Genomic DNA, 21,467 nt, shown 5'->3' on the forward strand with positions numbered 1-21,467 from the left:
TCGCGCCCCGGCCGCGCGGGTTCCCGACGGCCGGCCGGCTGTGCGCGAGGTCTGGACAGTCGTTCGACAACGTGTTGTCATTCCGCTGCACAGTGAATTTCCAACGTTGAAAGAGTCTCTGGCCATCGCAGCGCCGGTGCCGTTCCGCACCGGCGGGCCCGCGTCGGCCACCGGTGAACACCCCCGGCCAAAAAGGCCGTTCACCTGACGCAGTCCGTTTCGTCCTGTCTCCAAGCCCCCTGCGCGAGGAAAGGTTCGATGACAAGACAACACACCCGCCCGAGAGCCCGGTGGTGGGCCCTGCTGACCGCTGCGGCCCTGGTCCTGCCCACGAGCGCCGCGGTTCCCGCCGCGGCGGCCGCGGAACCCGCGAGCAGCAGCACGTCCGCGCGTACCGCCGGTGCGGCAGCCGATGCCGCCGTCGAGCAGCACGGCCTGAAGGGCGAGTACTTCAGCATGTCCGCGCCGGGAGCAAGGGACTTCGCCGAACTCGGCGGCACCCTCCTGGAGCCGCAGATCAACTTCTCCGGTCTGACGAGCACGTTCGAGGAACTGACCGGGAGGACGGAGCACACGACCGCCCGCTGGACGGGCCAGATCGAAGCGCCGGAGACCGGCGACTACACGTTCCACGCCATCGGCGACAACGGGTTCCGCCTCTTCATCGACGACAAGCCGGTCATCGACCACTGGGAGCCGGACTGGGACAGGGAGCAGACCAGCGAGCCGATCAGGCTGGCCGCCGGTGAGAAGCACACCTTCCGGCTGGAGATGTTCCAGGACCTCGGCGGGTCGAACATGTTCCTGCGCTGGTCGAGCCCGACGACGCCCAGGCAACTCGTCCCCGAGTCGGCGTTCACCCCGCCCGCCGGCTTCGAGGTCTTCCCGGTGGACCTGTCGGTCACCGAGGACGGGAAGCGGCTGCGCGCCCGCTTCGAGGAACGGGTCGGGGACCTCGACGAGGTCGCGGAGCACCTGAAGATCGAGGCCGACACGACCGCCATGCCGGTCACGTCGGTGAAGGCCGCCCCCGGCGACCGCGCCTCCCTCCTCGTCACGCTCGCGAAGCCCGTCCAGAAGAACCAGCAGGTCCGGTTCACCTACGACGGCGAAGGCGGGCTGACGGCAGGGGGCAAGACCGTGCCCCGGATCGTCCGCTACGCCGCGAACGCCTCCGGTCACCGGCTCACCACACCGTGGGGCGACAAGCTGGACAGGAAGAACCCGCTGCCGGAGCACCCCCGCCCGCAGCAGGTGCGCTCCCAGTGGAAGAACCTCAACGGGACCTGGCAGTTCAGCGGTGCGAAGGCGGGCGAGCAACCGGTCTTCGGCAGGAACCTGGACGAGAGGATAACCGTGCCGTTCCCCGTCGAGTCCCAGCTGTCCGGGCTCGAACGGCACGAGGACCACATGTTCTACCGCAAGCTCGTCGAGGTGCCGAAGAACTGGAAGGTCGGCCAGGGCAAGCGGCTGAAGCTCCACTTCGGCGCCGTGGACTACCAGGCCCGCGTCTGGGTCAACGGCAGGAAGGTCGCCGAACACACCGGTGGGTACACCGCGTTCAGCGCCGACATCACCGACGCGCTCAAGGGCAGGGGCGCGCAGGAGGTCGTGGTCGCGGTCACCGACACCGGCGGCGCCGACCAGCCGACGGGCAAGCAGCACACCAGCCCCAGCGGCATCTTCTACACCCAGTCGTCCGGGATCTGGCAGACGGTCTGGATGGAGCCCGTCGCCGACACCGCCATTGACAACGTCGTCACCACGCCCGACATCGACACCAGCAGCCTGGCGGTGACCGTCGAGTCCGAGGGCGCCTCCTCGAAGGCACGCGTGGAGGCCGTCGCCCGCGACGCCCGCGGGAAGGTCGTCGGCAAGGTCAGCGGTCCGGCGGGACGCGAACTCCGGCTCCCCGTGACGAAGCAGCACCTGTGGAGCCCCGACGACCCCTACCTCTACGACCTCGACGTCCAGCTGACCGACGGCCGGTCCACCGACAAGGTCGGCAGCTACTTCGGCATGCGCGAGATCGGGATCGAGGAGGTCGGCGGCTACCGGAAACTGGTGCTCAACGGAAAGCCCGTCTTCTCCCTCGCCACCCTCGACCAGGGCTTCTGGCCCGACGGCCTCTACACCGCTCCCAGTGACAAGGCGCTGGCCTTCGACCTCGAGGCGCACAAGAAGCTCGGCTTCAACGCCGTCCGCAAGCACATCAAGGTGGAGCCGGCCCGCTGGTTCTACCACGCCGACAAGCTCGGCCTGCTGGTCTGGCAGGACTTCGTCTCCGGGAACATCACCAACGGGACCGGACAGAAGGCCTTCGTCGACCAGGGCCGCGAGATGATGCGCCAGCACCACAACTCGCCCTCGGTCATCGGCTGGATCGTCTTCAACGAGGGCTGGGGCGAGTGGAACCGCGAGGAGAGCGGCCGCATCGCCGAGTCGGTGAAGGCCGCCGACCCCTCCCGCGTCGTCAACGCCCACAGCGGTGTCAACTGCTGCAACTCCAAGGGCGACTCGGGCAAGGGCGACATCATCGACCACCACGACTACAACAACGACGACCCGCCGTTCCCCGACCACCGGGCGGCCATGGACGGCGAGCACGGCGGCTTCACCCTGCGCACCCCCGGCCACATGTGGCCCGGTACGCCGACGGTGATCTACAGCGGGGTCGCCGACAAGGAGGCGCTGACCCGCAAGTACGTGGAGAACACCGAGCGGTTCTACCTCGACCAGGCCGCCGCCGAACTCTCCGGTTCGGTGTACACACAGATCACCGACCTGGAGAACGAGCTGAACGGCCTCTACACCTACGACCGCCGGGAGATCAAGGTCGACCCGGTCCGGGTGCGCGAGGCCAACCGCAAGGTGATCGCGGCCGGCGCCGCCGCGGGCGAGCGGGAGCAGCTGAAGGGCGGCGGCCACTGGACCCTCGACGAGGGCACCGGCACGACCGCGAAGGACGGCGGCCCCAACGGCAAGCCCCTGACGCTCACCGAGGGCACCGGCTGGACCCCCGGCGTCAACGGCAGCGCGCTCGAGTTCGACGGGCGGGGGCAGCACGCCGAGACCGACGGCCCCGTGCTCGACACCACCGGCAGCTACTCCGTCGCCGGCTGGGTCAGGCTCGACTCGCTCCCCGGCAACTACGCCACCGCGATCAGTCAGGACGGGCGGCGCCAGGCCAGCCCGTTCTACCTGCAGTACGGGCAGGGCGCCTTCGCCTTCAGCACCCCCGACGGGAAGCGCGCCCGGCTGGAGACGAAGCCGGACACGGGCCGCTGGTACCACCTCGTCGGTGTCCGTGACGACGCGCGGGGCGAGATCGACCTCTACGTCGACGGCGAACTGGCGGCGACCTCCACCGCCGGCCCCGCCTACGTCGGCACCGGACCGCTCGCCGTGGGCCGCGCCCAGTGGAACGGCGGCGACACCGACTTCTGGGACGGCGCGGTGGACGAGGTCCACGCGTACGACAGGGCACTCACCGCCGAGGAGGTGAGCGCCCTGCACGACCGGGAGAAGCCGTAGTCGGGGCGCCGGCGGGCACGGATGACCGTGCCTGCCTGCGCCCCCCCGGGGATAGGGGAAAGGTGCGGGTGCCGGACGGCACCCGCACCTTCCGTCCACCGGAGGAGCACCGGCCCGGGAACGCGTGGGCGGCGACGAGCCGAGGACCGCCGCCACCCCTCACCCTGGGCGCCGCACACCGCTCACGGCGCCCAGGGCGCCGCCACGGTCCAGGTGGTGTCCTCCGCGAACAGAACGGGACTGTCCCAGGCGTGCGTACCGCCCGGGGTGGCCAGCCACAACTGGGCGTCGTAGTGGCGCAGATACTGCTCGGGGAAGTTGTGGGCGGACAGCCGCACCGCCCCGTTCGCGCCGCGCACCGGGCAGAAGGTGGCGTCCGCCCGGAACAGGTCGCCGCTGCCGGACTCCTTGTACACGCGGTAATCGCGGTGACGCAGGGACTCGCCGGGATAGTTCCGCGACTCGAACGAGTAGCAGGAGCCGTCGGCGAGGCCGGGGACGACCCTCCAGGTGGCGTCGTTCTTCAGGAGCGCGCTGCTGCCGCCGTCCACGACCTCGGTGAACACCGCACCGTCCCGGTGCCGCACGTACCGGTTCGTCAGCCCCGGTGTCGTCACGCCGAGGGACCGGTACTGACCGGCCGGCAGGGTGACGGGGGCCGCCGGTGAGCGGGACGCGTCGATCAGGGCACGGTTGGCGGCCCTCACCCGTGCCTCGTCGACCTTCACGACCTGACGGTCGTAGGTGAGCAGGCCGTTGGCCTCGTTCTCCACGTCGGTGATCTCGGTGTAGACCGCGCCGGACAGGCCTCGCGGGAGCCGCACCTCGCGGATCGCGTCCAGCAGGCCGACGAACCGGTTGTCGAGGTGGGCCGCGTCCGGCTGGTCCTCGTAGCTGAAGCCGCCGCCGGGGTACCACTCGTGACCGGACACCTTCAGACCCAGGCCGCCATACTCGCCGAGGACGGCCGCACGGCCGGCGTCGGGCACCGTGGTGCCGGGACCCACGTAGACATGGTGGTCGACGACGTCCCCGTTGCCGCCGTCGACGGAGCCGCAGCAGTTGACACCGCTCATCAAATCCTCCCTGCCTGGAAACCCCCGATTCCAGCCGTGCGAGGAAAAGCATCCCTGCTTCGGAACCGGGCAGAGGCGGAGCGCACTCCGCCGCTGCCCGATACACCTTGCTAACACGGAAACTGATAGAATGTGAGGTGTGACGCAGCAGGTCAAGCGGACTTTCAAGTACCGCTTCTACCCCACGGGTGAGCAGGCGGAAGAGCTGTCCCGCACGTTCGGCTGCGCCCGTCTCGTGTACAACAAGGCGCTGGAAGAGCGCACCGCCGCCTGGTACGGCGAGCAGCGTCGTATTTCCTACGTTCAGTCGTCGGCCGCCCTGACGGAGTGGAAGAAGACCGAGGAACTCGCCTTCCTGACGGAGGTGTCCTCGGTACCGCTTCAGCAGGCTCTGCGCCATCTTCAGGCGGCGTTCGCGAACTTCTTTGCCAAGCGAGCGAAGTACCCGCGCTTCAAGTCGAAGAAGAAGTCCCGGCAGTCGGCTGAGTACACGCGTTCCGGTTTCAAGTGGCGTGACGGCATGCTGACGTTGGCAAAGATGTCCGCCCCGTTGGATATCCGCTGGTCCCGTCCCCTTCCCGAGGATGCGGAGCCGTCCACGGTGACCGTTTCCCGCGACGCCGCGGGCCGCTGGTTCGTGTCCCTGTTGTGCGAGGACACCGTCACCCCGGCTCCAGCCACCGATCATGCAGTCGGCGTGGACGCGGGCGTAACGTCGCTGGTGACGCTGTCCACCGGGGAGAAGGTCACCAACCCCCGCCATGAGCGCCGTGACCGGGCCCGGCTCGCTCGCGCACAGCGGGAGCTGTCCCGCAAGGCGAAGGGTTCGGCGAACCGGGAAAAGGCCCGCCGGAAGGTGGCCCGCGTCCATGCGCGGATCGCCGACCGGCGCCGGGACTTCCTGCACAAGCTGTCGACTCGACTCGTCCGTGAGAACCAAACGGTCGTGATCGAGGATCTCACCGTCCGTAACCTGGTCAAGAACCACAAGCTGGCGCGCGCCATCTCGGATGCGTCGTGGACCGAGCTGCGGACGATGCTGGAGTACAAGTGCGCCTGGTACGGGCGTGAACTCGTCGTGATCGACCGCTTCTTCCCCAGCTCGAAGCTGTGCGGGGCCTGCGGCACGGTCCGCGAGGAGCTGCCGCTGAACGTCCGGGAGTGGACGTGCGACTGCGGCAAGGTGCATGACCGCGACGTGAACGCGGCACGCAACATCCTGGCCGCCGGGCTGGCGGCGTCTGCCTGTGGAGACGGTGTAAGACCTCAACGGGAGTTCTCCCGGACGGGGCGGTCGTCGGTGAAGCAGGAAACCCAGCGGGCGACCGCTGGACTCCCCCGCCTTTAGGCGGGGGAGGAAGCCAAGTTGTTCACCAGGCGGGACGGGTCGTACGCCTTGACTTCGTTCGCGGTGCGGGCCTGGTCGTACTGACCCCGGCCCTCGTTCTGGTTGATCCACATCACCACCGAGGGCGAGCTGTGGTGCTGGTCGACGACACGGTCGTACTCGGCCTCCCACTGGGCGAGGGCTGCCGCGTCCGGAGCTTCACAGCAGCCGGCGTCTGCGGCCCAGCCAGGTCTGGGCGACGACCACGACGGCCAGGAAGGCGCCGCTGACGACCTGCTGGTAGGAGGAGTCCAGGGAGCCGATCTGGTTGATGATGTTCTGGATCACCTTGAGCAGCAGCACACCGACCAGGGAGCCGCTGACGAAACCGAGGCCGCCGGTGAGCAGGGTGCCGCCGATCACGACGGCGGAGATGGCCTCGAGCTCCATCCCGTTGCCGAGGATGGTCACCCCGGAGGCGAGCCACGCCGCGTTGAGCGCGCCCGCAAGGCCCGCCAGCAGTCCGGACAGCGTGTAGACGAGGATCTTCGTACGGGCCACCGGAGCACCCATCAGGGCCGCCGCGTCCTCGTTGCCGCCGACCGCGTACACATGCTGCCCGAAGCGGGTGCGGCGCAGCACGACGGCACCCGCGGCGAACAGCGCCAGAGTGATCCACACCGGGTTGCCGATGCCGAGGGTGGTGCCCTGGCCGAGTTCGGCGAGGAAGGAGCCCTTGCCGATCAGATACGTCTCGGCGCCCTCGTCGGTGAGGGCCAGCATCAGGCCGCGCGCCCCGAGCATCGCCGCCAGCGTGACGATGAACGGCGCCAGCCGGGAACGTGCCACCAGCAGCCCGTTGACGACGCCGATCCCGCCGCACACCACCAGGGGCAGCAGCAGCGCCACCAGTGTTCCGTGCCGCGATCCCCAGGCCGCCAGGACACCGCCCAGGGCGAACAGGGAACCGACCGACAGGTCGATGCCCCCGGTGATGATGACGAAGGTCATCCCGAGCGCGACGATCGCCAGGAACGCCGAACTCGTCGCCATGTTGCCGACGTTGTCCCCGGTGGCGAAGGAGTCGAAGCTGAACGACGCCACCAGGGAGACGATCACCAGCACGGCCAGCGCCCCGTGCTGCTGGACCAGGCCGCTCAGCCGCTCCTTGCGCGCGGCGCCCTCGGGCCCGGTGTCCTTCGGCGGTCCGCCGCCCGCGGCGGTCACGGGTGCGTCCGTCTTCGTGGCGGTCATCGCTTCCCCCGTCCCCGTGCCGCGTAGACCGCGCACACGATCACTATGGCCTGCGCGATCTGGGTCCACGACGGCGGCAGATCGTGCTTGATGAGGGTGGCGGTGAGCAGCTGGATGAGGACGGCTCCCGCCACGGTGCCGGCGATGTTGACCCGGCCGCCGGTCAGCGGGGTCCCGCCGACCACGACGGCGGTGATGGCGGACAGCTCCATCAGATTGCCCAGCGAGGTCGGGTCGCTGGCCTGGAGCCGCGCGGTGGCCAGGACGCCCGCCACGGCCGCGAGCAGCGCGCACAGCACGTACACGATGATCAGCACGCGCCGCACCGGCAGGCCGGCCAGCTGCGCGGCGGGCCGGCTGTCGCCGATGGCCAGGAGCTGGCGTCCGAACGTGGTGCGGCGCACCACGAACGCCGCCAGCAGTGCCAGGGCGGCGGCGACGAGGATCAGGTACGGGACGCCCAGCACGGCACCGGACCCCAGGGAGGCGAGACCCGGATTGCGCAGGTCCTCCAGCTGCGGCAGCAGCACCAGCGCGAGACCCCGGCCGCCGACCATGAGCGCCAGCGTGGCCACGATCGGCTGCACCCCGACGAGGGCGACCAGCGCTCCGTTGGCCAGCCCGATCGCGGCGGCGAACACCGCCACCACCAGCAGCGCGGGCAGGAGGCCGTAGCCGAGGTAGAGGGCCGTCACGGACGCCGCGAGGGCCATCACCGCGCCGACCGACAGGTCGATGCCCTCGGTGCCGATGACCAGGGCCATCCCGATCGCGACGATGATGACGGGGGCGACCTGCACGGCCTGGGTGCGGAAGTTCTCCGCGGACAGGAAGTACGGCGTGATGGCGATGTTGACGATCAGGAGCAGCGCCACGCCGGCGTAGACGCCGTAGGTCTGCAGCCACTGCAGGACGCGGGTCCGGTCCAGCGGCGCGGTGCGGAGGACTGCTTCAGTCATCGCCGGCCTCCTCCGCGGCCGTGGCCCCGGCCGTGTGTCCGGCCGGGGCGTGCCCGGCGATGGTCCGCATGAGTGTGTCCTCGGTGACCTCGTCGCCGGCCAGCTCGCCGACGACCGCACCGTCCTTCAGTACGACCACGCGGTCGGACCCTTCGATCAGTTCCTCCAGATCGGAGGAGATGAGCAGGACGGCCAGGCCGTCCTCGGCCAGTTCGTCCACGAGCTTCTGCACCTCGGCCTTGGCCCCGACGTCGATGCCCCGGGTGGGCTCGTCCAGCAGCAGCACCTTGGGGTTCATCGCCAGCCAGCGGGCGAGCAGCACCTTCTGCTGGTTGCCGCCGGACAGTTCACCGACCTTCTGGTGCGGCGAGGACGCCTTGATGCGCAGCCGCTCGATGAACGTGTCGACGACACGGTCGACGCGTGCCTCGGAGACCAGACCGAAGCGGGACAGCCGGGGCAGCACGGCCAGCGCGATGTTCTCGCGGACCGAGAGACCGGGCACGATGCCCTCGCTCTTGCGGTCCTCGGGCAGCAGACTGACACCGGCCCGAATGGCGGCGGGCGTGGACCCGCCGCGCAGCGGCACACCGGCCACCACGACCCGGCCCGAACTCGTCGCCAGCGCACCCGAGATGGCCTTGGCCGTCTCGGTCCGCCCGGACCCGAGCAGCCCGCCGAGCCCCACGACCTCGCCGGGCCGGATCGTCACGGACACGCCCCGCAGGCGGTGCGGGACCGTCAGATCCCTTGCCTCCAGCACAGGTTGGGCGCCGGCGGCGTGGTGGTCGCCGGTGAACTTGGTCAGGCCCTCCTCGCGGACCTCGCCCAGCTCCCGGCCCAGCATGGTCGACACCAGGGAGAGACGGCCGAGGTCGGCGAGCCGGCCGTGATGGACCCGGCGCCCGTCGCGCAGCACGGTGACCGTGTCGCACACGGCGTACAGCTCGTCCAGCCGGTGACTGACGTAGACGACCGCGATGCCGTCGTCGCGCAGCCGCCGGATCACCGAGAACAGCGTCTCGACCTCGCGCGGTTCGAGGGAGGAGGTCGGTTCGTCCATGATGACCACGCGTGCCTCGGTGGCCACCGCACGGGCCAGGGCGACCATCTGCTGGGCGCCGACGCCGAGGGCGCGCAGCGGCAGACGGACGTCCACCCGGACGCCGTAGGCGCGCAGCGTCTCCTCCGCCTCCTGGTGCATGCGGGCGAAGTCCAGCAGGCCGAGGCGGGTGCGCGGCTCGCGGCCGAGGAAGAGGTTGCGGGCCACGCTCAGCAGCGGGATGAGGTTGACCTCTTGGTAGATGGTCGAGATCCCGGCCTTCTGCGCCTCCAGCGGAGTGGCGAACGAGACGTCACGGCCCTGGAAAACGATGTCACCGGCGTCGGGCCGGTGGACCCCGGTGAGCAGCTTGATGAGGGTCGACTTGCCGGCGCCGTTCTCGCCGATCAGGGCGTGGACCTCGCCCGGGTGCAGGGTCAGGTCCACGTCGTCCAGGGCCCGGACGCCGGGGAAGGTCTTGCTCAGTCCGCGGACGGCGAGGACTTCGGCGGGGGGAGCCACCTGTGCCTCCAGGAAGTGGGTCAGGAAGTGAGGGGTGACGTGGTGGCGGGGCCCGCCGGGCAGGCCGGGCCCCGCGGGGCTCAGTAGGCCCTGCCGAGGTCCTTCTCGGCGTTCGAGGGGTCGTAGGCGCCGTCCTCGATGATGATGTCCTGGGCCACTTCCTTGCCCTGCGTGAAGGTGTCCAGCGTCTCGAACGCCAGCGGGCCGAACCGCGGGTTGGACTCGACCACACCGGTGATCCAGCCGTCGACGATGCCCTGCACGGCGTTGCGGGTGCCGTCGACCGTGACGATCTCGACGTCGCCGGCCTTCTTGCCCGCGCCCTTGAGCGCGGCCACCGCGCCCAGGCCCATCTCGTCGTTCTCCGCGTAGATGCCCTTGATGCCGGGCTTGGACTGGATGAGCTGCTCGGTGACCTGCTGGCCCTTCTCCCGGGCGAAGTCGCCGGTCTGCTCGAAGACGACCTTCAGGCCGGGGGCCTTCTCGGCCACGCGGTCCTTGAAGCCCTTGGTGCGTTCGGTGGTGACGTTGTTCCCGGCCGCGCCCAGCAGGATCGCGACCTCACCCTTGCCTCCCGTGGCCTCGATCATCTGATCGGCGGCCCGCCGGCCCTGCTCGACGAAGTCCGAGGCGATGAAGGAGACGTAGTCCTTGCAGGCCGTCGCGTTGATCTTGCGGTCGATCGTGACGATCGGGACCTTCTTGGCGGCGGCGGCCTGCAGCACCGGGTCCCAGCCGTCGGAGTTGAGCGGCGCGATGACCAGCAGGTCGGCGCCCTTGGCGAGCAGGTCCTGGACGTCGCTGATCTGCTTGGAGAACTGCGACTGGGCGTTGGCCGTCAGCAGCTTGACGCCCCGCTTGGCCGCCTCGTCCTTGATGGACTGCGTCTCGGCGATGCGGAACGGGTTGGCCTCCTTCTCCGACTGGGAGAAGCCGACGGTCGCACCCTCGAGGTCGAGCTTCTCGCCGCCGTACGCGTCGATGGTGCAGGTCTTGCCGCCCGGCTTCGGCGAGGCGACCTTCTGGTCCGCGTCGGCCGCGGCGGACGGGGACTTCTTGCCGGCCGACGCGTCGTCCTCCGACTTCGCGCAGGAGGTGGCGGTGAGGGCCACCGCGGCGGCCATGGCCACGATCACGGGACGGGCGAGGAGAGGAGAGCGGTGGGTGGTGCGCTGCATGGTGACCCCGATCCGGGTGACGCTGAAAGGGAACTGGGGAGCTGTAGGGCGCGCGGAACTGGTGGTGCTCCCGGTGTGCGAGGCGGCGTCCGGTTCGCCGCCATCAGGTTTTTACATCGTTGGAAGGATGCTGTAAACCCCTTGCGCACAAGGCGGGACGGGAGGAATGCGGCGGAGGGAGGGGGCGGGTGAGCGGGAATCAGGTGCCCGTGCCGTCGACGCCCGAGGGCCGGCCCAGCGTGCTCTCCCGTTCGACCAGCCGGTAGTCCGCCCGGATGCGGCGCGGCTCCGGAGCCGCGTCGTGGAGCCGGGCGAGCACCGACTCGACGGCGAGCCGGCCGATGGCGGCCTTGTCCGGTGACACGGAGGTCAGCGTCACCGCGCTGAAGCGCCCTTCGAGCACGTCGTCGAATCCGACGACCGCGATGTCCTCGGGAACCCGCAGACCACGCTCGTGGAGGACCCGCATCGCCCCGATGGCCATCGGGTCGTTGTAGGCGAACACCGCGTCGGGGCGCTCCCCGGCGTCCAGGATGTGGGCCATCGCCGCGGCTCCGTCCGCGTGTCCCCAGCCGTCGGTGGCGGCGACCAGGCTCCCGTCGGCCGGGAGCCCGGCGGCGGTGAGCTCCTCGCGCCAGCCCTGCACGCGCAGTTGGGCGGGCTGGCTGCGTCCCCGGCGCGCTCCGATGAACGCCACCCTCCGGCGGCCCAGCGAGACCAGGTGCCGGACGGCGGCGCGCGCGGCGGCGACGTTGTCGATGGCGATGTGGTCGTACGGCAGGTCGTACTCCCGTTCGCCGAGCAGGACCAGCGGCACGGGCTCCTCGCGGTCCCGGAAGTCCTTGGCCTCCAGCTCGATCGGGCTGAGGATGAGTCCGTCGATGACCCTGGCCCGGAACCCCTGGCTGACCAGGATCTCCTGCTCGCGCCGACCCCCGGTGTGGTCGAGCAGCACGATGTAGTCGTGCTCGGCCGCGGTGTCGATGACGGCGGCGGCGAGTTCGGCGAAGTAGGGGTTGCCCAGCTCTGGCAGGGCGAGCGCGATGATGCCCGTACGCCCCTTGCGCAGGTGGCGGGCGGCCAGGTTGGGCCGGTAGCCCAGAGCGTCGATGGACCTCTGGACGCGCTCGCGCATGGCGGGGGTGACGTGCTGGTAGTTGTTCACCACGTTGGAGACGGTCTTGATGGAGACCCCCGCGTGCGCGGCGACGTCCTTGAGGCTGACCCGCACGGCAATCCCTTCGTGAGCGGCCCGAACCGGGAACCGGTGCAGATGCGGGTGCCGTCACCGTGAGCCGGGCGCCGAGCCGCCGGGCTCGAGTTTTACAACGTTATACATCCGTATCCGGGACACTGACAAGGCTATGAGCAGGGGTGGGCCGCGGGCATCCTCGCGGTGGCGCCGAAACCGCTTCCTTCCCCGGCGGCATCCTCGTGGACCGGGGCTCGTCCGTGACGGTCGCGCACTCGGCCCAGACGGTCTTGCCGGGGCCGGTACGGCCCGTCACGCCCCAGCGTGCGGCGAGCGCGTCGACGAGGGTCAGACCGCGGCCGTGTTCCTCGTCCGCCGCGGCCACCGTGAGGGCCGGACGGTCGGGGTGCGTGTCGGACGCCTCGACACGGATGACGCCCCGGCTCTCGTCGTGGGACAAGGACAGGGCGAAGTCCCGTCCGGGGACACGGCCGTGGAGGACGGCGTTCGCCGCGAGTTCGGCGACGACGAGAACGACGGTGTCGTGCGCCTCGGTGCCGTGCGGGTGGCCCCACTCGGTGAGCTGGTGCGCGGCGAGCAGCCGGGCGAGGCGGGCGCCACGGCGGGTGGCGGAGAAGCGCTGGGTGAACGTACGGGCCGGGGTTGGGCTCTGGGTGCGGGGGACTGACATGGCGGCCACCCTGCCGGGAAGTGACGGCCCCTCGGCAGGTCCGGCACCGATACAGATCGCGTTGTACTGGTCGACCCGCTGGATCGGGTCGGTCGCTGTAAGTGACGATGACTGTGCCGAGCGTGGCGCAGCGCGTGCGGCAGACGGTACGGCAAGCGTCCGGGCACGGCACTGCTACGGCTCGGCGGCACAGGGGAAGGTGGCTGCGATGACGACGGGCAACGGCGGCGGGACGGGCGGGAACGCCGGGCAGGGTGGAGGCGGAAGCGGTGGCGGCAACTGCGAGCCGGAACTCTCCGACAGCTTGAAGACCTTCGGCGCGGTCCTCAAGGCCCTGCGGGAGGAAGCCCGCCTGACGCAGGAGCAGTTCGCGCCGCGGGTGCGGTACTCGGTCGCGTACGTCGCCAAGATCGAACAAGGTAAGCGGTTCCCGCCACGGGACTTGCTGGAGCGGTCGGAGGAGGTGCTGGGGGCGGTTGCGGGGCGGGTACTGCGGGCGGCGGCGAAGAGTCTGACGCGGAAGGCGGGGCTGGCGTCGTGGTTCCGGCAGTGGGCGGGGATCGAGGAGGAGGCGGTCTCGCTTTACGCGTACGAGTGCGCGGTGATTCCGGGACTGCTCCAGCCCGAACCGTATATTCGCGCCCTCTTCGACCGGCGACTTCCGCCTCTGTCGGAGGACCAGTTCGAGCAGCAGGTTACGGCTCGCCTCGAACGCCAGCGCCTCCTGACCGAGCGGCCGAACAGCACGTTCAGCTTCATCATCGAGCAGGCCCTGCTGGATCGCCGCTTGGCCGGTGAGGGCGTCACGCACGCGCTGCTCAGCAGCCTGCTCGATGTGGGCCGTCTCCGGAACGTAGAGATTCAGATCATGCCTCGGATCCAGGAGGACCACTCTGGTTTCGAGGGCCCTCTCTACCTCGCCGAGACGGTAGAGAATCGGTGGGTGGGCTACGTCGAAGCGCACGACTGCAGCATGCTTGTCACCGACACAAAAGCCGCAAGCGCCATGCTTCAGCGCTATGGCAAGATGCGCTCGCAGGCTCTGAGTCATCAAGCCACCGCGAGCCTGCTGGAGCAGATGCGAGGAGCGCTATGAGCACCACCGAACTTGCTTGGTTCAAGAGCAGCTACAGCGGCGGTGGAGGCGGTAACTGCGTCGAGGTCGCCGTGCGTGCTGAGGCCGTCCACGTCCGGGACTCGAAGGACACCCGGCGTCCGGCGCTGGCCGTTTCCCGCCGCGCCTGGTCGGCGTTCACGGCGCTGGCGTCCGACGTGCGCGTCTGAACCACCGGAACGATCATTTGCGGTAATCGGGCCGTACGCTTACCGTACCGAAAGCAAAGGCAAGGCTTGCCTAAGTTCTTGCTTCTGGTGCGGTGCACAAACTCCATGACGGCATCCCGGGCTCCGGGCGTGGGTGGGCCGGCGCCTCCCTCATCCGGAACCGTGGAGTTCGACCATGTGCTCAACCCGCCTGCGACTGCTCATCGAGGCTGTCGCGTCCGCCTCCGAGCCAGTGGCGTGGAGCGGAACGTGACCTCCGGACTCTCCGCGATCCTGCCCGATCTCTCGCCCTGGCGGTCCTCCCGCGACTTCCGGCTCCTGTGGGTGCAGGGACTGGTCACGACCTTCGGCAGCTTCATGGCCCTGGTCGCCCTGCCGCTCCAGATCAAGGAACTGACCGGATCACCCCTCGCCGTGGGCGCCATGGGCGCGGTCGAACTCGTGCCCCTCGTGGTCTTCGGACTGTACGGCGGCGCCCTCGCCGACGCCGCGGACCGACGCAGGGTCATCCTGCTCACCGAGGCCGGGCTGGGTGTGCTCGCGGTCGTGCTCCTGGTCAACGCGATGCTGCCGGAACCGATGCTGTGGCCGCTGTACGTGGTCGCGGCCGGGGTGGCGGCCCTGGCAGGGCTCCAACGGCCCGCGCTGGATTCGCTGATGGCCCGGATCGTGCCGCACGACCAGCTCCCGGCGGCGGCCGCCCTGAACGCGCTGCGCTGGCAGATCGGGGCGATCGCCGGACCCGCCCTGGCCGGCCTGGTCGTGGCGTACGCGGGCAACGCCCCGGCCTACGCCACGACGGCGGCCGGCTTCGCCGTCTCGCTGCTGCTGTGCCTGCGGCTGTCCCCCATGCCCGCGGCCGAGAACGCCGGGAAGCCGTCGCTGCGCGGCATCGCCGAGGGGGCACGGTACGCCTGGTCACGGCCGGTGCTCCTGGGCACGTACGCGGTGGACCTGGCGGCGATGTTCTTCGCCTTCCCGAACACGATCTTCCCGTTCCTCGCCGACGAACTGGACGCCGACTGGTCGCTGGGGCTGATGTACGCGGCGGGCTCGATCGGCTCGGTGGCGGTGAGCCTGACCAGTGGCTGGGTGTCCCGGGTACGGCGGCACGGACTGCTGGTGGTGTGCGGCGCGGCCGGCTGGGGAGTGGCCATCGCGGCGGCCGGATGGCTGTCGGACATCTGGCTGGTGCTGGTCTGCCTGGCCCTGGCCGGGGCCGGGGACATGCTCAGCGGGCTGGGCCGGTCCACCATCTGGAACCAGACCATCCCCGACGAACTGCGCGGTCGGCTCGCGGGCATCGAGGTGCTGTCGTACAGCGTCGGCCCGCAGCTCGGACAGGTCCGCGCGGGCGCCATGGCCGGCTGGACCGGAACCCGTCCCGCCTTCTGGACCGGCGGCCTCGCCTGCGTGGCCTCGGTGGGTCTGCTCGCCGCCGTGCTGCCGAAGCTGCTCAGCTACGACGCGCTGACCGACGAGGACGCCCTCCGCCGCCGCGCCGCCCACACGGCCGCGACCGGTGGGCCGGACCCGGCCGGGACGGTGGAGAAGGCGGACACGTGACAGCCGTGCCGGGCGGCCGCGAGGACCGCCCGGCACGACGGGGGGATCACGTCAGCGGAGTGATCCTGATGTTGCGGAACCTCACCTTGTTCCCGTGGTCCTGCAGCCGGATCGCCCCGGCGGCGGGAGTCTCGGACCGGCCCGACGCGGTCGGTCCGTCGAGGACGATGTCGTCGTGGACCTTCTTCCCGTTCCACACCACCGTGACCCGGGCGTCGGCGGTCTTGCGGCCGCCGTCGTCGAAGCGCGCCGCGCGGAAGTCGATGTCGTAGCTCTGCCAGGTCTCGGGCGCCGTGGCCGCGTTGACGTCCGGTGCCCGCTTCAGATAGAACGCTCCCGCTTCGTTGGTGTCGAGCGTGGTGTCACCGTAGGAGTCGAGGATCTGGAGCTCGTAGCGGTCCTGGAGGAAGATGCCGCTGTTCCCGCGGTCCTGCCCGGTGACATCGGGCGGAAGCAGCGGTACCCGGAACTCCACGTGCAGCCTGAAGTCCTGGTACGCGTCCTTGGTGCGGATGTCGCCGCAGCACACCTCCATCGACTTCTCGTCACTGAGCGGCCAGCGCGGATTCCGGCCGTCCGTGTGCTGCCACTGCGCTTGTGAGGCGGCCGTGCCGTCGAAGAGCGGGACGCGGGCTCCGCTCGGATGGACGCTGAGCAGGTCGAGATTGACATGACCGGTGTCGCCCGCGTCGAACCGGTAGGAGACCGTGTTGCTCCCGGCACGCAGCGCCAGCCGTTCGGTCCGCGTCGACCACGAGTCCCAGTCGTCGGTGGGAGGCAACTGCGTCTGCCGCAGCTTCTTCCCGTTGACGTACAGGGACAGGGACTTGGTGCCCCGGAACGGGTTCGGCCCGTTGGAATAGCGCAGCCCCACGTCGTAGGTGCCCGACTTCGGGACCGTCACGTCGAACGTCGTGCCGGCCTTGCCCTCGGTGGCGTAACGGTCCACGAAGCCGCTGCCGGAGTAGCCGACGTGGTCCGTGTTCACCCCGGCCGTGCCCGTCAGGCGCGCCTCCTCGGCCTCGTACCGGGTCGCGGGAGGCGGCTGCTCGCCGGGAATCCGGTTGAGGGTGTACCAGGCCTCGGTGCTCCACAACGGCTCACCGGAGTCCGACGTGAAGGGACGCGGGGAACGGATGTGGACGACACGGCCCGGCTTGAGGTCGTCCAGCCGGAGCTTGACGGTACGCCGGTCCTTCGAGAGCGTCGCCGAGCGCACCGCCAGCCGCTCCTCGGCGATCTTCGGGCCGCCGTAGTCCGCGGTCGGCGTGTAGCGCCACTGCTCCGCACGGTAATGGGTCGCCAACTGCTCGGCGGTGGCGTCGGACACCGGCTGGGTGTACGTCAGGTCGAAGCCACCGGGCACGGCACGCATGGTGCGGACGTCGAACGTGTTCTTGCCGTTCGGCGTCAGCTTCTGCAGACCGAACTTGAGCTTGCCCTCCTGGCCCCAGTTGCCGTCGGCCCCCAGCCCGCCGACGTAGATCGCGCCGTCGGGCCCCTGGGTAACCCGGTTGACGCCGGCCTCCAGGCCCTGGGTGTAGCGGAAGACGGCCCCCTGGTACTGGCCCTTCACCTTCTCCAGGTAGGCGCGCTGCAGACCGCCGTAGGTGACGTCGCCCAGCAGCATCTGGCCGGCGAACGCGCCCTTCTTCAGATACAGCGGAGTGGAGGGCGAGTTGGCGATCTCGTTCTGCGGCAGCCACAGCACCGGCTCGGTGACGGGGGAGTCGTCGAAGGGGCCGGCGGGCTCGGTGTAGTGGTTGAAGAAGCGGTCCTGCTTGATCTGCACGAGCTTCGACGAGGGAAGCCATCCGCCCTGGTTGTCGGTGGCGAAGATGCTGCCGTCGGGTCCCCAGCCGATGCCGTTGGGCGTCCGCAGCCCTCCCGCCACCGGGCTGATCTTCCCCGTCTTCTTGCTGACCTTGTATGTGGCCCCGCGGCCCGGTGCCGGCTGCGGCACGGTGGTCGCGCCGCCGAGGTTGATGGCGACGGAGAGGTTCACGTAGAAGTGGCCGTCCCGGTAGAGCAGGCCGAAGGCGAACTCGTGGAAGTTGCCTCCGTAGGGCCAGGTCGCGACCGTCCGGTACTCGTCGGTCACCCCGTCGCCGTCGCGGTCGACGAGCCGTGTCAGCTCGTGCTTCTGCGAGACGTACAGGGCTCCGTCGACGTACTTGATCCCCATGGGCTCGCGCAGCCCGCTCGCCACCTTCGTGACGGTGACCTTGTCGCGGCTGGTGGCGCCGGTGACGTTGTCGAGCAGGTACACCTCTCCGGCAACGTTGTCGGTGCCGCCCCAGGTGCTGATCGCCAGACGCCCGTCGGGCAGCCAGTCCATGCCGCTGACCTGCGGCTCGAAGCCCTTCGGGCGCAGATCGGTGAGGGTCAGGTCGGGGCGTACGTCGGTGAGCGGCAGGCCGTCACCGGGGGAGTCGCCGCTCGCCTCGCACTCCTTGCGGCCCGGCGCCGTGACCCGGACGACCCCGGCGTCGGTGCTCAGCACTTCCCGGGGCACGATCGTGAAGTCGCTTGCTCCCGGCGGCCTCCAGGCCAGCTGGAGCTGCTGCCCGCCGTCGCGCTCGAAGTGGTCGATGCGCAACGGATGCGCCCCGGCGGTGAGATGGACCGTGCCGTCCTTCGGCTCGGCACCGTGCAGCCCGTCGTGGTCGATCACCGTGTCGCCGTCGATCGCCAGCCGCGAGCCGTCGTCACTGGTCAGGCGGAACACGTACGAGCCGTCGCTCGGCACGTTCAGGTAGCCCGACGCCTCGGTGACGAAGCGGTCGGCCAGCCCGCCGAAGTCGGCCTCCGTGGACCAGTCGACCGTCGGCATCAGCTTGTCGTGGTTGGGGGTCTGACCCGGTTTCAGGGTGCACAGCTTGCTCAGCGGCGTCTGCACGTCGAACACGCGCAGCGTGATGCCGGGTTCCTGGGGCGGAATGTCCGCGGGAGCCGCGGCGGCCGGCGGCGCGGAGCACAGCCCCGCGGCCAGGGCCCCCGTGAACAACAGGGGAATGAGGTGTCTTCGAGCGCGCGGAAACAGACGGTTGCGCAAGGGCCCTCCACGATTTGGGGACCGGACCGTGCCGGATTTCGCTCCGGTCTGCTGCGGTGGCGCTGTACTTGAGCCGTCAAGCTAGAGGACTTCCGCTTGGCATGTCCATACTTTGTCATCGGAGAGTTCAAAGTCCGGGGCCGCGCGTGGGGGAGGAGCCTCCCCGTTCCTGAGAGTTCTGTGGGAGTCCGGCAGGACTCCGCCCGCCGGAAGCCGGGGATGCGCGGAACCACACACCCTGATCAGGACATTTCCGTCCCCGCACCGACCATCGCTCCCATCCGGCGCACAGAATCGCCCATCCCGCTCCCAGCCGCTCCGGCCAGCCTTGGTCCCGGCGCACCGGACGGTGCGCGTATCCCGGCGACCTGCTTCTGGAGAGCCGATGATCGAGGTGCGTGGTCTCACCAAGCGCTACGGAGAAGTCCTGGCCATCGTCGACTCGCTCGTCCGTGCGCACGGTGGCCGCGTCGAGGTCCGTACGGCTCCTGACCAGGGCGCGACCTTCCGCGTCCTGCTGCCCCTGAACTCCGGTGTCCGAACGGAGAAATGGCCGTAGCCAAGAAGTGACGGCACGAAGACGGCGGCCCTTCCGGGTCCACCAGATTCCATAGACCTTTGTATTGACGAGGACATGCCTTAAGAGTTCAATCATGCCTTGAGATAAGACGGCCGGTCCGCCGGCATGGCACACCCCCACAGAGACACCCCACCGTTTTCGCCCTGTCTCTCACCTCACCCTCACGGTGGGCGCGCACGTTCGCCCATGGTTCCGCTCCGCCGTGCGTTCACCTCTTGAAGGTGAGGCCCCCACCGAGAGGTCACCCCCATGACTCCCCTGCGCAGAGGCGTCACGCTCCGCCGCACACCTCCCTTCCGCCGCCTCCCCGCGATGCTCGCCCTCGCCCTTGTCCTCGCCCTCGCCCTGACACTCGCCCCCGGCGCCACGCAGCAGGCCGTGGCCGCGGGTGAGCGCGTCGACGTATGGCTCACCACGACCTCCGACACGGGCGGCCGCAACGTCACCCGCGGCTTGGCCCCACAGACACCGGTGCACTTCGGCCCCGCCGGAGGCGGCGCCGACCAGACGATCACCGTCGACGAGACGACGACCTACCAGCAGTTCGAGGGAGGCGGCGCCTCGATCACCGACACCACCGCCCATCTACTGCGCGGCGGCGCCGTCAGTGCCTCGACCCGCGACGCGGTGATGCGCAAACTGTTCTCACCGACGGACGGCATCGGGCTGTCCTTCGTCCGCAACCCGATCGGCGCCTCCGACCTGTCCCGGCCGGGCCATGTCTCGCTCGACGACACCTGCTGCGACCTGTCCGACTTCGGCGCCAACGGCTACGACACGAACGTCCGGCTCCTCACCGCACAGGCCCGGCAGCTCAACCCGGCGCTGCGGGTCAAGGGCGTGCCCTGGAGCGCGCCGGGCTGGATGAAGGACAACGGCCGCATGGACCAGATGGGCTGGTTGAAGTGGGAGTACTACCCCCTGTACGCCCAGTACCTGGTCAAGTACGTCCAGAGCTACCGGGCCGCCGGCGTGGACATCGACTACCTGTCCGTCCAGAACGAACCGAACTGCTGCCAGGCCGGCAACCCCACCGCCATGAACTACCCCGGCATGAGCTGGAATCCCTCCGGGCTGGTCGAGTTCACCAAGAACCACCTCTACCCGGCCTTCCGCGCCGCCGGTATCGACACCAAGGTCCTCGTCCACGACTGGAACTACGGCGACTACGCGGGCTTCGGCGCTCCCATCCTGGCGGACGCCGGGGTGCGCAACGACCCGCTCTTCGGCGGCATCGCCTGGCACGGCTACGCCGGTGACCCCGCGGTGGGCAGCCAGGTGCACGGCCAGTACCCGAACGTCCGTCAGTTCAGCACCGAGCACTCCGGCGGCACCTGGATCGGCAACCAGCACAACGAGGACCTGGCCGACATCGTGGGCTACACCCGCAACTGGAGCAGCAGCCTGGTCAAATGGAGCCTGGCGCTCAACCAGAACATGGGGCCGCACAACGGCGGCTGCGGTACCTGCACCGGACTGATCACCGTGCAGGAGGGCGGCCCGCGGGCAGGACAGGTCGACTACACGGTCGAGTACTACACCACCGGTCACCTGACCAAGTTCGTCAGGCCCGGCGCCTTCCGGATCGCCTCCACCGCCGGCAGCACGGTGTCCAACGTGGCCTGGCGCAACCCCGACGGCTCCAAGGCCCTGATCGCCCACAATGGGGGCACCTCCGCCCGTTCGGTCCGCGTCGACTGGGGCGGCCAGTCCTTCACCTACAGCCTCCCCGCCCGCACCACCGCCACCTTCACCTGGTCCGGCGCCCCGTCGGGCAACCCGGGCGGCGGCGCCGGCACCCTCACCGGGCTCGCGGGCAAGTGCCTCGACGTCGCGGGCGGGGCCACGGCCGACGGCACCGCGGTGCAGCTGCACACCTGCAACGGGACGGCGGCCCAGCGCTGGACCGTGAGCGCCGACGGCAGCGTGCGGGCGCTCGGCAAGTGCCTGGACGTGAGCGGCGCCTCGACGGCCGACGGCGCACGCGTGCAGCTCTACGCGTGCAACGGCAGTACGGCACAGCGATGGTCGTACAACGCCACGACCCGTGATGTGGTCAACACCGGCGCAGACAAGTGCCTCGACATCACCGGCAACAACTCCGCGAACGGCACCCCCGCCCAGATCTGGACCTGCACCGGCGCCGCGAACCAGAAATGGACCCTGAACACCACCTGACTCCACCCGGCCGTCCTCCCGGGTCCGGC

At 69.9% G+C, this 21,467-nt stretch carries 13 protein-coding genes and 3 pseudogenes; 7 read left to right on the forward strand and 9 right to left on the reverse strand.

Annotated elements, in window-relative coordinates; genetic code table 11:
• Positions 1–258: 258 nt before the first annotated feature.
• The gene (locus tag OHB56_RS39485) at positions 259–3,534 is read left to right on the forward strand and encodes a LamG-like jellyroll fold domain-containing protein (RefSeq protein ID WP_406358720.1); all 3,276 of its coding nucleotides are present in this window, start codon (positions 259–261) and stop codon (positions 3,532–3,534) included.
• A gap of 182 nt (positions 3,535–3,716) precedes the next feature.
• Here the strand turns inward: OHB56_RS39485 and OHB56_RS39490 are convergent.
• Positions 3,717–4,616, reverse strand: a pseudogene (locus OHB56_RS39490) (AbfB domain-containing protein); the annotation flags it as partial.
• A gap of 133 nt (positions 4,617–4,749) precedes the next feature.
• Between OHB56_RS39490 and OHB56_RS39495 the strand changes: the two are divergent.
• The gene (locus OHB56_RS39495) at positions 4,750–5,958 is read left to right on the forward strand and encodes an RNA-guided endonuclease TnpB family protein (RefSeq protein ID WP_351128785.1); all 1,209 of its coding nucleotides are present in this window, start codon (positions 4,750–4,752) and stop codon (positions 5,956–5,958) included.
• A gap of 11 nt (positions 5,959–5,969) precedes the next feature.
• Here the strand turns inward: OHB56_RS39495 and OHB56_RS39500 are convergent.
• The 7 genes and pseudogenes from OHB56_RS39500 to OHB56_RS39530 form a co-directional block, all read right to left on the reverse strand.
• Positions 5,970–6,158: pseudogene (locus OHB56_RS39500) on the reverse strand (glycoside hydrolase family 2 TIM barrel-domain containing protein); the annotation flags it as partial.
• Positions 6,157–7,191, reverse strand: a complete 1,035-nt coding sequence (locus OHB56_RS39505; RefSeq protein ID WP_055630661.1) for an ABC transporter permease — start codon at positions 7,189–7,191, stop codon at positions 6,157–6,159. The gene OHB56_RS39505 and the pseudogene OHB56_RS39500, both read right to left, overlap by 2 nt.
• The gene (locus OHB56_RS39510) at positions 7,188–8,150 is read right to left on the reverse strand and encodes an ABC transporter permease (RefSeq protein ID WP_326750956.1); all 963 of its coding nucleotides are present in this window, start codon (positions 8,148–8,150) and stop codon (positions 7,188–7,190) included. Before OHB56_RS39510 ends, OHB56_RS39505 begins: the two co-directional genes overlap by 4 nt.
• Complete coding sequence (locus OHB56_RS39515; protein ID WP_326750955.1) at positions 8,143–9,714, reverse strand: sugar ABC transporter ATP-binding protein; 1,572 nt, start codon at positions 9,712–9,714, stop codon at positions 8,143–8,145. Before OHB56_RS39515 ends, OHB56_RS39510 begins: the two co-directional genes overlap by 8 nt.
• Before the next feature lie 80 nt (positions 9,715–9,794).
• Positions 9,795–10,892 carry an ABC transporter substrate-binding protein gene (locus OHB56_RS39520; protein WP_406358723.1) on the reverse strand — a complete coding sequence of 366 codons (1,098 nt, stop codon included), beginning with the start codon at positions 10,890–10,892 and terminating at the stop codon, positions 9,795–9,797.
• 199 nt (positions 10,893–11,091) lie between these two features.
• On the reverse strand, positions 11,092–12,123 hold the full coding sequence (locus OHB56_RS39525) for a LacI family DNA-binding transcriptional regulator (protein ID WP_326750953.1): 1,032 nt from the start codon (positions 12,121–12,123) through the stop codon (positions 11,092–11,094).
• A 211-nt stretch (positions 12,124–12,334) separates the two neighbouring features.
• Positions 12,335–12,775, reverse strand: a pseudogene (locus tag OHB56_RS39530) (ATP-binding protein); the annotation flags it as partial.
• A 208-nt stretch (positions 12,776–12,983) separates the two neighbouring features.
• On the opposite strand from OHB56_RS39530, the gene OHB56_RS39535 reads away from it, so the two are divergent.
• The 3 genes from OHB56_RS39535 (at position 12,984) to OHB56_RS39545 (ending at position 15,625) form a co-directional block, all read left to right on the forward strand.
• Positions 12,984–13,871 carry a helix-turn-helix domain-containing protein gene (locus OHB56_RS39535; RefSeq protein ID WP_406358725.1) on the forward strand — a complete coding sequence of 296 codons (888 nt, stop codon included), beginning with the start codon at positions 12,984–12,986 and terminating at the stop codon, positions 13,869–13,871.
• Positions 13,868–14,059, forward strand: coding sequence for a DUF397 domain-containing protein (locus tag OHB56_RS39540; protein WP_406358727.1), 192 nt, complete (start codon positions 13,868–13,870; stop codon positions 14,057–14,059). Before OHB56_RS39535 ends, OHB56_RS39540 begins: the two co-directional genes overlap by 4 nt.
• A 249-nt stretch (positions 14,060–14,308) precedes the next feature.
• Positions 14,309–15,625, forward strand: coding sequence for an MFS transporter (locus OHB56_RS39545; RefSeq protein WP_388219926.1), 1,317 nt, complete (start codon positions 14,309–14,311; stop codon positions 15,623–15,625).
• 46 nt (positions 15,626–15,671) lie between these two features.
• Here the strand turns inward: OHB56_RS39545 and OHB56_RS39550 are convergent, their stop codons facing one another.
• A complete protein-coding gene (locus OHB56_RS39550; RefSeq protein WP_406358729.1) occupies positions 15,672–18,680 on the reverse strand; it encodes a family 16 glycoside hydrolase in 3,009 nt (1,002 codons plus the stop codon).
• A gap of 385 nt (positions 18,681–19,065) precedes the next feature.
• On the opposite strand from OHB56_RS39550, the gene OHB56_RS39555 reads away from it, so the two are divergent.
• Together OHB56_RS39555 and OHB56_RS39560 are read left to right on the forward strand one after the other, a co-directional pair.
• Positions 19,066–19,239, forward strand: a complete 174-nt coding sequence (locus tag OHB56_RS39555) for an ATP-binding protein (RefSeq protein ID WP_326750948.1) — start codon at positions 19,066–19,068, stop codon at positions 19,237–19,239.
• 270 nt (positions 19,240–19,509) lie between these two features.
• Positions 19,510–21,438, forward strand: a complete 1,929-nt coding sequence (locus OHB56_RS39560; protein ID WP_406358731.1) for a lectin — start codon at positions 19,510–19,512, stop codon at positions 21,436–21,438.
• The last annotated feature ends 29 nt before the right edge of the window (positions 21,439–21,467 follow it).

This window comes from Streptomyces sp. NBC_01635 (assembly GCF_045209715.1).
GTDB classification, from domain to species: domain Bacteria; phylum Actinomycetota; class Actinomycetes; order Streptomycetales; family Streptomycetaceae; genus Streptomyces; species Streptomyces hirsutus.